This window comes from Amycolatopsis sp. CB00013, assembly GCF_001905755.1.
GTDB lineage: Bacteria > Actinomycetota > Actinomycetes > Mycobacteriales > Pseudonocardiaceae > Amycolatopsis > Amycolatopsis japonica.
In genome coordinates, this window is sequence record NZ_LIWC01000001.1 from 1,335,698 (window position 1) to 1,350,198 (window position 14,501).

Consider the following 14,501-nt stretch of genomic DNA (forward strand, 5'->3'; position numbering starts at 1 on the left):
CGCTCACGATCCCACACGACCCGGCCACACCGCGCATGCGTCGCGGGCGGTCCCTCGCGAGGCTCAAGCCTCCGTATGCCCCAGCAGCGGCCGGGGCACGAACCTCGCCTCGGGTTCGAGCATCGTGTCCAGCTCCAGCACGACGACATCGTTGCGCCCCGCCCGGACCACCGGCCGCGGCACGTACAGCGTCCTTTGTGGACCGCGCCGCCAGTAACGGCCGAGCAGGAACCCGTTGATCCAGACCAACCCCTTGCCCCAGTGTCCGGTGTCCAGGAAGAGGTCGGCGGGCTCGTCGAGATCGAAGCCGCCCCGCACGGCCACCGGGCCGGGCAGCGGCCCCGACGGACGCTCGGCCGCGGAGACCTCCGGCAGGAGATCCGGCAGCGCGGGCACGTCGATGGGGACGACCTCCCAGCCCGTCAGGGGTTCGCCGTGCACACGCGCGCCGCCGATGATCCCCTTGGCCTCGCCGATCCGCTCCCCGTAGTTCACCCTTCCCAGGTCTTCCACCAGCACCAAGAGCTCGCCGCGGGCCCGCGGCAACCGGATCGCGCGATCGCGATGTTCGCGGAGGAGGGTGCCGAGGCGGTCCCCGTCGAAGAACACCGTCGCCCGATCCCGCACCTCGCCGAAGGTGAGCACACCCGGCGCTCCGACGTCGACCGCCGTCCGCAGGAACGCCAGGCGCGGGGCCGGGGTCAGTTCGTCGAAGGTGGGCAGGTTCTCGTGCTCCTGCGCGGTCCCCCAGCGGCGAGGCGAGTCGAGCAGCCACGCGGGATCTCCCAGGACCGCGACCGGTGTCGGGGCCGGTCGCGCTTCGGGCGGAACACTGTCGGGGACCTTGTGATACCGCGCGATCACCTCTCGGAAGGCGTGGTACTTCGGCGTCGGGTCGCCCGCTTCGTCCAGCGGGGCGTCGTAGTCGTAAGAGGTGACCAGTGGTTGGTAGACGCCCTTGTCGTTGGCCCCGTTGGTGAGCCCGAAGTTGGTGCCGCCGTGGAACATGTAGAGGTTGACCGAGGCACCGGCCGCGAGCAGCGCGTCGAGATCCGCCGCCGAGCCTTCGACGGAGGTGGTGTGGTGGTGCGCGCCCCAATGGTCGAACCAGCCGTTCCAGAACTCGCTGCACATCAACGGCCCCGTCGGCTGATGTTCGCGCAGGGTCTTCAGCCGCGCCGTGCTCTGCGAACCGAACGACGCCGTCCGGTGGAGCACCCCGTCGAGACCGCCGTTCGCCAGCATCTCGTGGGTCGGCTGGTCCACCGTGGTCAGCGGGACGGTGATTCCGGCGGCTCGGGTGTAGTGGGTCAACGCGGCCAGATACCGCTTGTCGGAACCGAAGGCGCCGTACTCGTTCTCCACCTGCACGAGCAGCACCGGGCCGCCCCGGTCGATCTGGTGCGGCGCCACCACGCGGTACACGTCGTCCAGATAACCGCGGACGGCGGCGAGGTAGCGCGGTTCGAACTCACGGACGCGGAGTTCGGGATCCCGCAGCAGCCAGGTCGGCAGGCCGCCGTTGTCCCATTCCGCGCAGATGTACGGGCCGGGACGGACGATCGCGTACATCCCGGCCTCGGCGATCAGCCGGAGGAACCGGTCGAGATCGAGACCACCGGAGACATCGAACTCGCCCGGTTCCGGTGAGTGCGCGTTCCAGGCGACGTAGGTCTCGATGGTGTTGAGCCCCATCCGTCGGGCCTTGTCGATGCGATCGGCCCAGAGGTCCGGATGCACCCGGAAGTAGTGCAGTGCCCCGGAAATGATCTGGAACGGTTTCCCGTCGAGCAGGAAGTCGGTGTCCCCGATGACGAACTCAGGCATCCCGGACCACCTCCGCGGTCAGCCGGAGCGCGGTCCAGGAGTGGGGTGGCAGCGTGACGGTGATGATGGTTCCTTCCGGATCGTGCGCGGCGGTCGCGCCGGGCAACGGGACGGGCCGGACCGGCTCCGCGTCGACGGAATTCGTGAGATGACGGTCGTGCCCGTCCGGGACCGCGACCGTCCAGGCGTCCGCGAGCGCGAGCCGCGCGCCGCGGATACGCAGCCGCACGCCGGTCGCGGACTCGGTCGCCCGATTGGTCATGAACACGGCACAGCGGCCGTCTTCGTCGAAGGTCGCCGCCGCGTCGACGACGTCCACGCGGCCGTGAAGTCCTGTGTGGACGGTGTCACCCGTGACGGCGAGCCGGAGGCTTTTCCCCGCCGCCAAAGCCGAGGTGAGGCTGAACGGGTGGAACGTCGACTGCCGCCACGCCCGGCCACCGGGTTCGGTGCGGATCGGCGCGATGACGTTCACCAGCTGCGCCTGGTTCGCCATCGTGACGCGGTCGACGTTGCGCAGCAGAGAGCCGAGAAGCGAGCCGACGACGACCGCGTCTGTGACGGTGTAGTCGTCCTCGATGATCCGCGGATGTTCACGCCAGCCGCCGTCGATCAGTTCCCGCTGCTCGACGTCGTTCCAGCGTCGCTGATCCCAGACGTTCCACTCGTCGACGCTGATGCCGATCTTCTTGTCCAGCCCGGCCTTCGCCAGGACGTCGTCGATGATCCCGCCGGTGGTCCGGATGTAGTCGTCCAGGGCGGCGGCGCTGGCGAGGTAACTGGCGACGTCTCCGTCGTGTTCTTGGTAGTAGGCGTGCAGCGAGAGGTGATCCACGAGCCCCGCGGTGTGCTCCAGCACGGTCCGCTCCCACTCGCCGAAGGTCGGCATCTCGCGGTTCGAGCTCCCCGCGGCCACGAGCTCGACGCCGGGGTCGACCATCCGCATGAGCCGCGCTGTCTCGGCGGCCAGACGGCCGTACTCGTCGGCGGTCTTGTGCCCGACCTGCCAGGGTCCGTCCATCTCGTTGCCGAGGCACCACAGGCGGAAGCCGAACGGGCGGTCGGCGCCGTTCGCGCGCCGCCGCTCGCTCAGTTCCGTGCCGCCGGGGTGGTTGCAGTACTCGAGGACGTCGGCGGCCTCCTGGATCCCGCGGGTGCCGAGGTTGACCGCGTACATCACCTCGACCTCGGCGGCTTCCGCCCACGCCGCGAACTCGTGCAGCCCGAAGCGGTTCGACTCGATGCTGTGCCACGCCGGATCCAGCCGCACAGGCCGGCTGTCCACCGGCCCGACGCCGTCCTCCCAGCGGTACGCGGAAACGAAGTTCCCGCCGGGATAGCGGACGACGGACGGACCCAGCTCACGGATCAGCCCGAGGACGTCGCCGCGGAAACCCCGACCGTCCGAAGTGGAGTGACCGGGTTCGAAGATCCCGGTGTGCACGGACCTGCCCATGTGCTCGACGAAGGTGCCGAACAGCCGTCGCGGTACCGGTCCGATCACATCGGAAACGTCGGCTTCGATCTCGATGCCCACGCCTCACCTCGCGCTGACGGTGAAGCCCTGCTGGTTGCCGTAGTCGACGATCGCCTGTTGCCAGGCGTTCAAGCCGGCGTCGAGCGAGGTGCCGCCGAGGTAGGCCTTGCCGACGGTGTCGCTGAAGACGCTGTTGGCGTAGGTCTGGTACGGCAGGTAGCTCCAGCCCTTCGCGACGTTCTTCGACGCGTCGTTGAGCACCTGGTTGATCTTCTGGCCGCCGAAGTAGGGATCGGCCTGGTCGAGGAAGGCGGGCGAGTTCAGGTCGGCCGTCGTCGCCGGGAAACCGCCGCTGGCGATGAACGGCTTGACCCCGTTGCCGTGGTTGAGCCACCGGACGAACGCCGCCGCCAGCGCCGGGTTGCCGCTCTGCTTCAGCACCGACTGCGTGCTGCCACCGTTCTCCGCGGTGACCGGCTGCCCGTCGTAGGTCGGCATCGGCGCCACCGCCCATTTGCCCGCGCCGCCGGGGACCGAGGATTTGAAGTTGCCCGGCATCCAGGCGCCCGTGACCAGCGAGGCGATGGTGCCGTCACCGAGTGCGCGGAACCAGTCGTCGGACCACTCCTTGATCGGGGCGAGGAGTTTGCCTTCGACCAGCTGGTTCCAAGTGGCGGTCCACTTCTTGGTGCCCGGGTCGGCCAGGTCGACCTTAACGTTCCGGCCGTCGGCGGTGAACGGTTTCCCGCCCGCCTGCCAGATCATGCTGGTGGCGAAGCCGGGGTCGCCGGTGTCGGAGGTGAGGTACTTGCCGGGGTCGGCCGTGTGCAGTTTCTTGGCCGCGGCGACGTACTCGTCCCAGGTCTTCGGCACGGCGATGCCGTGGGCGTCGAAGACTTCTTTGTTGTAGAACAGCGCCATCGGACCGGAGTCCTGCGGGAGGCCGTATAGGCCGTTATTCACCCGGACACTGGACCAGGTCGAGGGCGCGTAGTCCTTTTCGAAGGCCCCGAAGCCGTACTGATCGAGATTGGCCAGCGACTCGGTGAGCGCGAACTGCGGCAACGCGTAGTACTCGATCTGCGCGACGTCCGGCGCGCCGGAGCCCGCCTTGATCGCGTTCTGCAGTTTGGTGTACTGCTCCTTGTTGGTACCGGCGTTGACGTAGTTGACCTTGACGTTCGGGAATTCCTTCTCGAACGCGGCGACCTGGTCCTTCGCGGAAGGCGTCCAGCTCCAGTACGTGATCGTGCCGCCCGCCTTGAGTGCGGCGTCGACCGAGTCCTGCGACCCGGCGGCCGGGCCGTCCGTGCCGGACGAACAGCCGACGGCCAGTGCCGCGGCCAAGGCGACGGCGACGGCTGCCTTGACGCGTCTGTGGATTCGCGACATCGAAGGTCCTTTCGGGACGGTGATCATTGCTTGACGCTGCCCGCGCTCAGGCCGGACTGCCAGTAGCGCTGCATGAGCAGGAAGGCGATGACGAGCGGGACGATGGTGAGCAGCGAACCGGTCAGCACCAGGTGGTACACCGGCTGGGCGCCTGCTCCGGAGGCCTGCGCGCTCCACTGGTTGAGCCCGACGGTGAGCGGATACCACTTCGGCTCGCTGAGCATGATCAGCGGCAGGAAGTAGTTGTTCCAAGTGGACACCACGGTGAACAGGGCCACCGTGACGATCCCCGGCGCCAGCTGGCGCAGCGTCACGGTGAGGAAGATCCGGATCTCCCCCGCGCCGTCGATCCGCGCCGCCTCCAGCAGTTCGTCGGGAATCGCGTCGGAGGCGTACACCCAGATCAGGTACAGGCCGAACGGGCTGATGAGCGACGGGATGATGATCGCGAACGGCGTGTTGGTGAGGCCGAGTTCGCTGAACATCAGGAACGTCGGCACCGCGAGCGCCGTACCGGGGACCGCGACCGCGCCGAGCACGACCGCGAACACCGCACGGCGGCCGGGAAAGCGGTATTTTGCCAGACCGTATCCCGCCGCGGTGGCCAGGACGGTCGCTCCCCCGGCGCCCGCCACGACGTAGAGCAGCGTGTTGCTCAGCCAGCGCAGGAAGATCCCGTTGTCGTAGTTGAAGGTCTCGCCGATGTTGTCGAACAACGCGAACGGCCCGCCGAACGCCAGACCCGACGTGGTGAACAGGGCTGGCTGCGTCTTGGTCGCGTTGATCACCAGCCACACCAGCGGCACGAGCGTGTAGATCAGGTACAACGCCATGACAGCGGTGAGTACACGGGACTTCCGTGGCCTCGTCACCGAGAACGTCGCCATCACATCCCCTTCCGGGAGCCGCGCAGCTGCACGACGTAGGCGATGATCGCGGTGATGACGCCCATCACGATCGCCACGGTGGCGGAGTAGTTGTACTGCTGCGCGCCGAAGGAAAGGTTGTAGGCGTACATGTTCGGCGTGTAGAAGGTGCCGATCACGTTGGGCGCCAGGGTGCGCATGATGTTCGGCTCGTTGAACAGCTGGAAACTGCCGATGATCGAGAAGATCGTCGCGATGACGATCGCCCCGCGCAGCGCGGGCAGCTTCACGCTCAGGATGGTGCGGAACGCGCCGGCGCCGTCGATCGCCGCGGCCTCGAACTGTTCCTTGGGGATCACTTTCAGCGCGGAATAGAAGATGAGCATGTTGTACCCGGCGAACTCCCAGGTGACGACGTTGCCGATGGAGGCGAGCATCCAGTTGTCCGACAACGGTTTCACCACGTCGCGGCCGAGCAGGTGGTTCAAGTCGGCGGCCAGCCCGAAGTGGTCGCCGTAGAGGAAGCCCCACATCAGCGCGGCGACCACGGCGGGCACGGCGTAGGGCAGGAAGATCACGACCCGGAAGAAACCGACGGCGTGCAGCCGGGCGCTGTCGATCGCCAGCGCCGCGATCAGCGCGAGCACCAGCATGATCGGCACCTGCACGGCGAGGAACACCAGCACCCGCTGGAAGGAGTCCCAGAATTTCGGGTCCGCGAGCACCTGCGCGTAGTTGTCCACTCCGACGAAGGTCGTGCCGCCGAAGAATGCCTGTTCGCGGAACAGGCTCAGGACGAACGCGTAGCCGATCGGGGCCAGGAACGTCAGCGCGAACACCAGCATGAACGGGGCGACGAAGAGCCAGCCACGCCAGTCGCGGCGGGCGCGGCGCGCGGTGGCCGCACGGCGGGGTGGCGCCGGCATGGGCGCGACCGCTGTGGACGTCATCGTCCCTCCGGATTCTCCGAGCGAAGGCGCGGCTCGCGAGATGTTTACGTCAACATCAGACCGGCGGAGGCTATCGTGTTGACGTGAACATGTCCAGGAGCGGCCGCGGGCCGTCGATGGCCGACGTCGCCAGGGAAGCCGGAGTGTCCGGCCAGACCGTCTCCCGGGTCGCGAACGGCAGGTCGAACGTCGACGAGGCGACGCGCGAACGCGTGCTCGCCGCCATGCGCCGGGTGGGCTACCGGCCCAACAGTGCCGCCCGCGCGCTGCGCAACGGCCGTTTCCGCAGTATCGGCGTAATCATCTCCGCGCTCTCGACGTTCGGCAACAGCCGAACCCTCGACGCCGTCGCGTCCGCGGCCGCCGGCGAAGGCTTCTCGATCATCCTCATGCCGGTGACCAGGCCGTCCCAAGGCGAGGTGTCGGGGGCCTTCAGCAGGCTGGACGAACAGGCCGTCGACGGCGTCATCATCCTGATCGAGCAACACGAACTGGACCAGAGCGAGATCGAACTCCCCCACGGGCTCCCGGTCGTCGTCATCGACGCGGGCGGGCGGCGCGACCATCCGGTGGTCGATTTCGACCAGGCCTCCGGCGCCACCGCCGCGACCAGGCATCTGCTCGACCTCGGCCACGAGACCGTCTGGCACGTGGCCGGACCGCCCGAGTCCTACGCGGCCGAACGCCGCCGGAAGTCGTGGCAGGAGACGCTGGAAGACGCAGGCCGGGAGGTGCCGCCGCCGCTCACCGGCGACTGGTCGTCGCGGTCCGGCTACGAACACGGCGTCCGGCTGGCCGGCGATCCCACGGTCACCGCCGTGTTCGCCGCCAACGACCAGATGGCGCTCGGTCTGCTGCGAGCGCTCCACGAGAAGGGCCGGTCCGTTCCGGGCGACGTGAGCGTCGTCGGCTTCGACGACATGGACGAGGCCGCCCATTTCTGGCCGCCGCTCACCACGGTCCGGCAGTCGTTCGACGAGGTCGGCAAGCGGGCCGTCGCGGCCCTTCTGGCCGGGATGTCCGAGGCGGGGGCGGCGGAGGCGATCAGCGTCCCGACCGAACTCGTCGTGCGCTCGAGTACCGCCTCACCGGCTCGCTGAAGGGGGCCGAACCCGAGGTGAAGGCTCCCTACATCGCATTAGACGCGGCGAAGGGAGCCTTCAGCCCACCCAGCGGCCGCTACGCCGCACCGGTTCGAAGTCTCCGTCAGCTCCCGGGTACACCGGCCGCCTTCTGCGCCGCACCGGTGATGTTGCGGACCATGCCACCGAAGACGACGCCGTGGAACGGCGCGATCCCCTTCCAGTACGCGTGCCCGGCCAGCCCGTGCGGCTCGAACACCGCGCGCTGCCGGTAGATCGTCCGACCGTCCTCATCGGACTCGACGCCGAGTTCGAGCCAAGCGCGGCCCGGCAGCTTCATCTCCGCCCGCAACCGCAGCAACCGCGGCCGGTCGAGGTATTCGACGCGCCACCAGTCCAGCGCCTCGCCGAGATGCAGCCGTCGCGGATCCCGCCTGCCGCGCCGCAACCCGACGCCGCCGACGAGCCGGTCGGCCCAGCCGCGCACCGACCAGGCCAGCGGGAACGAGTACCACCCGTGTTCCCCGCCGATGGACTCGATGACGTCCCACAGCGCCTCCGGCGAGGCGTCCGTCCGCTGCTCACGCTTGTCCTCGTACACGGTCCCGCCCGCCCAGTCCGGATCGCTCGGCAGCGGATCCGAGGGTGCCGCGTCGCCCGACGCGTCCGACCAGCGGGTCGGCACGTCGGCGTTGCGGATCCGGGACAGCGCCAGTTCGACGGCGCGCTCGTAGTGGGTCAGCCCCGCTTCCGGGTCGGGGATGTGCTCGGCGATCGCGTGGTCGTGACAGACGACCTCGTGCACCAGCGACTCGATCAGCGGCACCGCGATCGCCTTCGGCACGGGCGTGACCAGGTTGACCCATTGCGCGGACAGCCACGGGGTCAGCACCGGCACGGGGACGACAGCACGTCGTGGCAAGCCCGCCACGACGGCGTAGCGGCGCATCATGTCCAAATAGGTCAGCACGTCCGGCCCGCCGATGTCGAAGGCACCGTTCACTTCGGACGGCAGTTCGGCCGCGTGCACGAGGTAGTGCAGCACGTCCCGGATCGCGATCGGCTGGATGCGGTTGCGCACCCAGCGCGGCGTGACCATCGCCGGAAGCCGCTCCGTCAGGTAGCGCAGCATCTCGAAACTCGCCGAGCCGGAGCCGATGATCACCGCGGCCTGCAGGACGATCGCGGGCACCCCGGAGTCCAGCAGGACCCGGCCGACTTCGGCGCGCGAGGCCAGGTGCGGCGACAACTCCTCGTCGTCCGGCACGATGCCGCCCAGGTACACCAGGCGCCGCGCGCCCGCCGTCTTGGCCGCCTCGGCGACCGTCTTCGCCCCCTCGCGGTCGACGTCGACGAAGTCCTTGCGTGCCAACGAATGCACGAGGTAGTAGACGACCTCGCAGCCGGTCAGCGCCGTCTCGATCGAGGCCGGATCCGTGACGTCGCCGCGTTCGACCTCGACCCGGTCACGCCACGGTTCCTCGGCGACCTTCTCCGGCGAACGGGCCACCACGCGGACCTCGTGACCCGCTTCGAGCAGTTGCGGCACCAGCCGCCCGCCGACATATCCCGTCGCCCCGAGCACCACACATCGCATGCTCCCGAGTGTTCACGGTGCCAGCCGGCCCCGCACCTCGACGGTCGCGGCGATACTGCTCCGGAGGAAGCGGGCGACCGTCCGCCGCTCGTCCTCCCCCATCTCCCGCCAGGCTTCGGCGTAGCGCCGGCCGAGGGGCAGGAAGAACTCGGCACCGATCTCCCGCGCCTTCTCGTGCATCCGCAACTCGACCTTGCGCCGGTCGGTCGCGCTCCGGTCCCGATGGAGGTGGCCGGCCCGCTCCAGCCGGTCCAGCACCGCCGTCGTCGCCGACGCGCTCAGGTGCAACGCGCTCGCGAGCGTGCTCGGGCTCATCGGGGCGCCCATCCTGGCGGCGTCCATGATCACCGCGAGCGCGTTGAGGTCGGTCCGGTGCAGGCCGTGCTTCTCTCCGAACAGCTCCGCGAACCGGTCCGACTCGACGGTCAGCTGCCGCAGCAGGAGTACGAGCAGGTCGTCCGTGACCTGTTCGGCGTCCTCAGCCATGTCGGGTAGCTCCCCTCACATTGCCCCGCCCGGGTGACCACTCTAGTATTTCGATGGTCGAACTATTCACTTGTCGAAGTAGCACTGGAGCCATCCGTCCATGATCTCGGAAGTCGAACGCCCCGCCCGCACGCGGTCACGTCTGCGGTGGCTGCTCCCGGCCCTGGTGGCGGTCGCCTGGCTGATCTTCGGCGGCTTCAGCGGGCCGTACGCGGGCAAGCTCAGCCAGGTCACGGAGAACGACAGCAGCAGTTTCCTGCCCGCGTCGGCCGAAGCGACCGAAGTGGGCGAACTCCAGAAGCAGTTCTCCAGCGCCGCCGTCATCCCGGCGATCGTCGTCGCCGAGCGGCCGTCGGGCCTCACCGAGGCCGACAAGCGGTTCCTCGCCGACCGGACGTCGAACGCCCGGCTCGTCCCGGCCCCGCAGAGCAACGCGGGCGCGCAGGTGGTCGTGCTCCTGGACGCCACGACCGACCCCGGCGACGGCGTCGAGGCGCTGCGGGAGTCGCTCGCCCGTGACACCCCGGACGGGTTGAAAGTGCTCGTGACCGGCCCCGCCGCGCAGGTCGCCGACCTCAAGGAGGCGTTCGGCGGGATCGACGGGCTGCTGCTCCTGGTCGCGGGCGCGGTGGTCGCGCTCATTCTGATCATCGTCTACCGGAGCCCGCTCCTCCCCCTGCTCGTGCTGCTGTCGGCGGTGTTCGCGCTGGGCACGGCGAGTCTCGCGGTGTACCTGCTCGCGGATCACGACGTGCTGGCGCTGAACGGGCAGAGCCAAGGGATCCTGTTCATCCTCGTCTTCGGCGCCGCCACCGACTACGCGCTCCTGATGATCTCGCGCTACCGCGAAGAACTCCGGACGACCGACGACGCCCGCACCGCGCTCCGTACGGCTTGGCGGTCGACCATCGAGCCGATCGCGGCCTCCGCCGGGACCGTGATCCTGGGCGTGCTGTGCCTGCTGTTCAGCGATCTCAACTCCAACAAGGGACTCGGCCCGGTCGCCGCCATCGGCATCGGCGCCGCCTTCCTCACGACCATCACGTTCCTGCCCGCCGTCCTGGCCTTGTGCGGGCGCAACGCCTTCTGGCCCTTCCGCCCGGCGGTGGCCCCGCCCCGCGACGAGACCGGCGGGCTTTGGGCGCGCGTCTCCGGCCTGGTTTCCCGCGCACCGCGGACGATCTGGATCGTCACGACCGTCGTCCTGCTCGCGGGCGGCGCGTTCCTCCCCCAGCTCAAGGCTTCCGGAACCGCGCAGTCCGACGTCTTCCTCACGCCGGTCGATTCCGTCGCGGGGCAGGAAGTCCTCTCGCGCTACTTCCCCGGCGGCTCCGGCTCGCCCACGGTGATCATCACTCCCGCCGGGCAAGCCCAGGCAGTCACCGCGCTGGCGCGTGTCCCCGGCGTCTCGGACGTCCGCCAAAGCACCGAAGCGGGTGGGCTCGCGAAGATCGATGCCGTGCTCGCCGATCCCCCGGACTCCGACGCGGCCGTCGCGACGGTGCAACGGATCCGCGACGCCGTGCACACCGTCGACGGCACCAAGGTCGGCGGGCCCACGGCCACGCTGCTCGACACGCGGGAGACCTCCGAGCACGACCGGATGGTGATCATCCCGATCGTCCTGGTCGTGATCTTCCTCGTGCTCGCGCTGCTGCTGAGGTCACTGCTGGCACCGCTGCTGCTGATCGGCACGGTGGTGCTGTCGTTCGCCGCGACGATGGGAGTCTCGGCGCTGGTGTTCAACCACGTCTTCGACTTCCCCGGAGCGGACCCCGTCGTCCCGCTGTTCGGCTTCGTCTTCCTTGTCGCACTGGGGATCGACTACAACATCTTCCTGATGACCAGGGTCCGCGAAGAGGCGGGCAAGATCGGCACGAGGGAAGGGACGCTGCGCGGTCTGCGCGTCACCGGCGGCGTGATCACGTCCGCGGGTGTCGTACTCGCCGCGACCTTCGCCGCCCTCGCCGTCCTGCCCATCCTCTTCCTGGCACAGCTGGCTTTCATCGTCGCGTTCGGCGTCCTGCTCGATACGCTCCTGGTGCGTTCGCTGCTGGTACCGGCGCTGGCGGTGGACGTCGGACGGAAGATCTGGTGGCCGTCGCAACTGGCGAAGACCGGCCGGGAATGAAGGCGGCGATCGCCAGTGCGACGAGCGCGGTCGCCGACCCGAGTCCCATGATCAGCCGGAATCCGCCCTGGGACGGCACCTGCACCGGTCCGAAGGAGACGGTCAGCTGCGCCAGGATCACGCCCGCGACCGCGCTGGAGATCGACGTGCCGATCGCGCGCATCAGGGTGTTGAGGCTGTTCGCGGCCGCCGTTTCCGATACCGGGACGGCGCCCATGATGAGCGCCGGCATCGCGCCGTAGGCGAGCCCGATGCCGGCGCCGATCGTGGCCGACACCAGCACGAGATGCCACACGCTCGCCATCAGGACGGTCCCCAGGCCATAACCGGCGGCGACGACGAGCGCGCCCAGCATCAGCGTCACCTTGGGGCCGCGGGCCTTCGTGATCCGGGCGGACAGCGGCGCGGTCAGCATCATCACCGCACCGGACGGCACCAGCACCAACCCCGTGACCAGCATGGTCTGCCCGAGCCCGTAGCCGGTCTCCGCCGGGAGCTGGAGGATCTGCGGCAGCACCAGCGACTGCGCGAACATGGCGAACGCGAACACGATCGACGTCAGGTTCGTCAGCAGGACCTGCCGCCGGACGGTCGTCCGCAGATCCACCAGCGGCCGGGCCGTCCGCAGTTCCCAAGCACCCCAGAGCAGCAGGACCAGCGCGGCGGCCGCGAACAGACCCAGCGTCCGCCCGCTCGCCCAGCCCCACCGCGCCCCTTGGGAGATCGCCAGCAGGAGACAGACGAGGGCGGCCGAAAGACCCACCGCGCCGACGAGATCGAACCGGCCGCCGGTGCGGACGTTCGATTCGGGGACGAACGCCAGTACGAGACCGGTCACGAGGACACCGAGCCCGGCCGCCGTCCAGAACAGCAGATGCCAGTCGGCGTTCTCGGCGAGCAACGCGGCCGCGGGCAGGCCGAGCGCGCCGCCGACGCCGAGTGAGGCGCTCATCGTCGCCGTCGCCGAAGCGAGCCTCTCGGCGGGGAGTTCGTCGCGCATGATGCTGATCCCGAGCGGGATCACCCCGGCCGCGAAACCCTGCAGAACCCGGCCGACCACCATCGGCGCCAGCGTGTCGCTGAGCCCGGCGACGATCGAACCGGCGATCAGCATGCCGAGGCTGAGCAGCAGCATCCGCCGCTTCCCGTACATGTCGCCGAGCCTGCCGACGACCGGCGTCGCGACGGCGCTCGCCAGCAACGTCGCCGTGATCACCCAGACCGTGTCGGCGGGCGACGCGTCCAGCAGTTCCGGCAGCTTCGGGATCAGGGGGATGACCAGGGTCTGCATCAGCGAGACCACGATCCCGCCCAGCGCTAACACCACCACGACCACTTGGGGGCGTGGCACGGGCTGAGTCATTCAAGGCCTCCGGAGGGCATGGGGAGCGAACGACTCCAACTTAAGTCAGTTGATTGACTTATGCCAACAACCCGGGCACTGTGTGAATCACCGAACCCCCGCCACGCTGAAGGAGCCTTCGATGACGGAGCGTCTGCCGAGCTTCCCGTTTCCGACCGAGGCGGCCCTGGCACCGCCCGCCGAATGGGCCGAGTTCCGCGCGAAGTGCCCGGTCGCCAAGGTCACCCTCGCGAGTGGCGACGAGGCGACGCTGATCACCCGCTACGCGGACGTGAAAAGCGTCCTTTCCGACCCCCGGTTCACCCGGCCGACTCCCGCGGACAAGGCGGCGCGGGTCGCGGACACCGAATCGGGCGGGGTCTTCAACAGCGAGATGGCGGGCGTGATCCCGCAGCACGGCGAGGCGCATCTGAAATGGCGCCGGATGCTCGGGAAGTGGTTCACCGCCAAGCGGATGAACGCGCTGCGGCCGCGGATGGAGGCGATGGCCGTCCAGCTGATCGACGAAATGGTCGCGAAGGGCGAGCCCGCGGACCTCAAGGCGGGCCTGGCGTTTCCGCTCCCCGTATGGGTCATCTGCGACATGCTCGGCGTCCCGGACACCGACCGGGAACGCTTCGCCCACTGGTCCGACGTCATGCTCAGCATGACCCGCTACACGCAGGCCGAATTCGACGTCGCGCAGGCGGAATTCGGCCGGTACATGGGCGGGCACATCGCGGCGAAGCGAGCCGAGCCCGGCGAGGACATCCTCAGCGCGCTCATCACCGACACCGATGTCGACGGGGAGCGCTGGTCCGACGCGCTGCTCGTCGCGACCGGCATCGGGTTGCTCATCGCCGGGCACGAGACCACCGCGAACATGATCGCGAAGATGGTGGCGATGCTGCTGGAGGACCGGAGCCGCTGGGAAGCGCTGCTCGCGGACCGGTCGCTGATCCGCACCGCCGTCGAGGAATCCCTGCGCATGGACGCCAACGCGGGCATCGGCATGTCCCGCTACCTCACCGAGGATTTCGAGGTCGGCGGCACGACCTTGCCGGCGGGCACCACCGCGATGTGCAGCATGGCCGCGGCGAACCGGGACGAGAGCGCGTTCGAAGCCGCCGCCGAAATGGCGCTCGACCGGAGCCCGAACCCGCATCTGGCGTTCGGTGCCGGCGCGCACGCGTGCCTGGGGCAGCCGCTCGCCAGGACCGAACTCCAGGTCGTCCTCGGTGTCCTGCTGGACAAACTGCCCACGCTGGAACTCGCCGTCGAGGCGGCGGACCTGCGCAAGGTCGAAGGGCTCGCCGTCGGCGGGCTGCGGGAACTGCCCGTGCGATGGTGA

At 69.2% G+C, this 14,501-nt stretch carries 10 protein-coding genes and 1 pseudogene; 3 read left to right on the forward strand and 8 right to left on the reverse strand.

Annotation, left to right across the window (positions count from 1 at the left end):
- Positions 1 to 63: 63 nt before the first annotated feature.
- From AMK34_RS05965 to AMK34_RS05985, 5 genes are read right to left on the reverse strand one after another with little or no spacing between them, the layout of a single operon-like run.
- Positions 64 to 1,827, reverse strand: coding sequence for a glycoside hydrolase family 35 protein (locus tag AMK34_RS05965; protein ID WP_073843502.1), 1,764 nt, complete (start codon positions 1,825 to 1,827; stop codon positions 64 to 66).
- On the reverse strand, positions 1,820 to 3,364 hold the full coding sequence (locus tag AMK34_RS05970) for an alpha-N-arabinofuranosidase (RefSeq protein ID WP_073843504.1): 1,545 nt from the start codon (positions 3,362 to 3,364) through the stop codon (positions 1,820 to 1,822). Before AMK34_RS05970 ends, AMK34_RS05965 begins: the two co-directional genes overlap by 8 nt.
- 3 nt (positions 3,365 to 3,367) lie before the next feature.
- Entirely contained in the window at positions 3,368 to 4,696 is a 1,329-nt protein-coding gene (locus tag AMK34_RS05975; protein WP_073844604.1) for an ABC transporter substrate-binding protein, read from the reverse strand.
- Positions 4,697 to 4,719: 23 nt separating this feature from the next.
- The gene (locus AMK34_RS05980) at positions 4,720 to 5,583 is read right to left on the reverse strand and encodes a carbohydrate ABC transporter permease (RefSeq protein WP_073843506.1); all 864 of its coding nucleotides are present in this window, start codon (positions 5,581 to 5,583) and stop codon (positions 4,720 to 4,722) included.
- Entirely contained in the window at positions 5,583 to 6,512 is a 930-nt protein-coding gene (locus AMK34_RS05985; RefSeq protein WP_083649750.1) for a carbohydrate ABC transporter permease, read from the reverse strand. The genes AMK34_RS05980 and AMK34_RS05985 overlap by 1 nt, the downstream gene beginning before the upstream one ends.
- 89 nt (positions 6,513 to 6,601) lie before the next feature.
- Here AMK34_RS05985 and AMK34_RS05990 point away from each other — a divergent pair, with 89 nt between their 5' ends.
- Entirely contained in the window at positions 6,602 to 7,612 is a 1,011-nt protein-coding gene (locus AMK34_RS05990; RefSeq protein WP_073844607.1) for a LacI family DNA-binding transcriptional regulator, read from the forward strand.
- Between the two features lie 106 nt (positions 7,613 to 7,718).
- Here AMK34_RS05990 and AMK34_RS05995 read toward each other — a convergent pair whose 3' ends face one another.
- Complete coding sequence (locus AMK34_RS05995; protein ID WP_073843508.1) at positions 7,719 to 9,191, reverse strand: SDR family oxidoreductase; 1,473 nt, start codon at positions 9,189 to 9,191, stop codon at positions 7,719 to 7,721.
- A 12-nt stretch (positions 9,192 to 9,203) separates the two neighbouring features.
- Positions 9,204 to 9,677, reverse strand: coding sequence for a MarR family winged helix-turn-helix transcriptional regulator (locus AMK34_RS06000; RefSeq protein WP_038512902.1), 474 nt, complete (start codon positions 9,675 to 9,677; stop codon positions 9,204 to 9,206).
- A gap of 100 nt (positions 9,678 to 9,777) precedes the next feature.
- Here AMK34_RS06000 and AMK34_RS06005 point away from each other — a divergent pair, with 100 nt between their 5' ends.
- Positions 9,778 to 11,808: an MMPL family transporter gene (locus AMK34_RS06005; RefSeq protein ID WP_073843510.1), complete on the forward strand. Its 2,031-nt coding sequence runs from the start codon at positions 9,778 to 9,780 to the stop codon at positions 11,806 to 11,808.
- On the opposite strand, the pseudogene AMK34_RS06010 reads toward AMK34_RS06005, so the two are convergent.
- Positions 11,720 to 13,171: pseudogene (locus AMK34_RS06010) on the reverse strand (MFS transporter); the annotation flags it as partial. The gene AMK34_RS06005 and the pseudogene AMK34_RS06010 overlap by 89 nt on opposite strands.
- Positions 13,172 to 13,292: 121 nt before the next feature.
- Between AMK34_RS06010 and AMK34_RS06015 the strand changes: the two are divergent.
- The gene (locus AMK34_RS06015; protein ID WP_073843514.1) at positions 13,293 to 14,501 is read left to right on the forward strand and encodes a cytochrome P450; all 1,209 of its coding nucleotides are present in this window, start codon (positions 13,293 to 13,295) and stop codon (positions 14,499 to 14,501) included.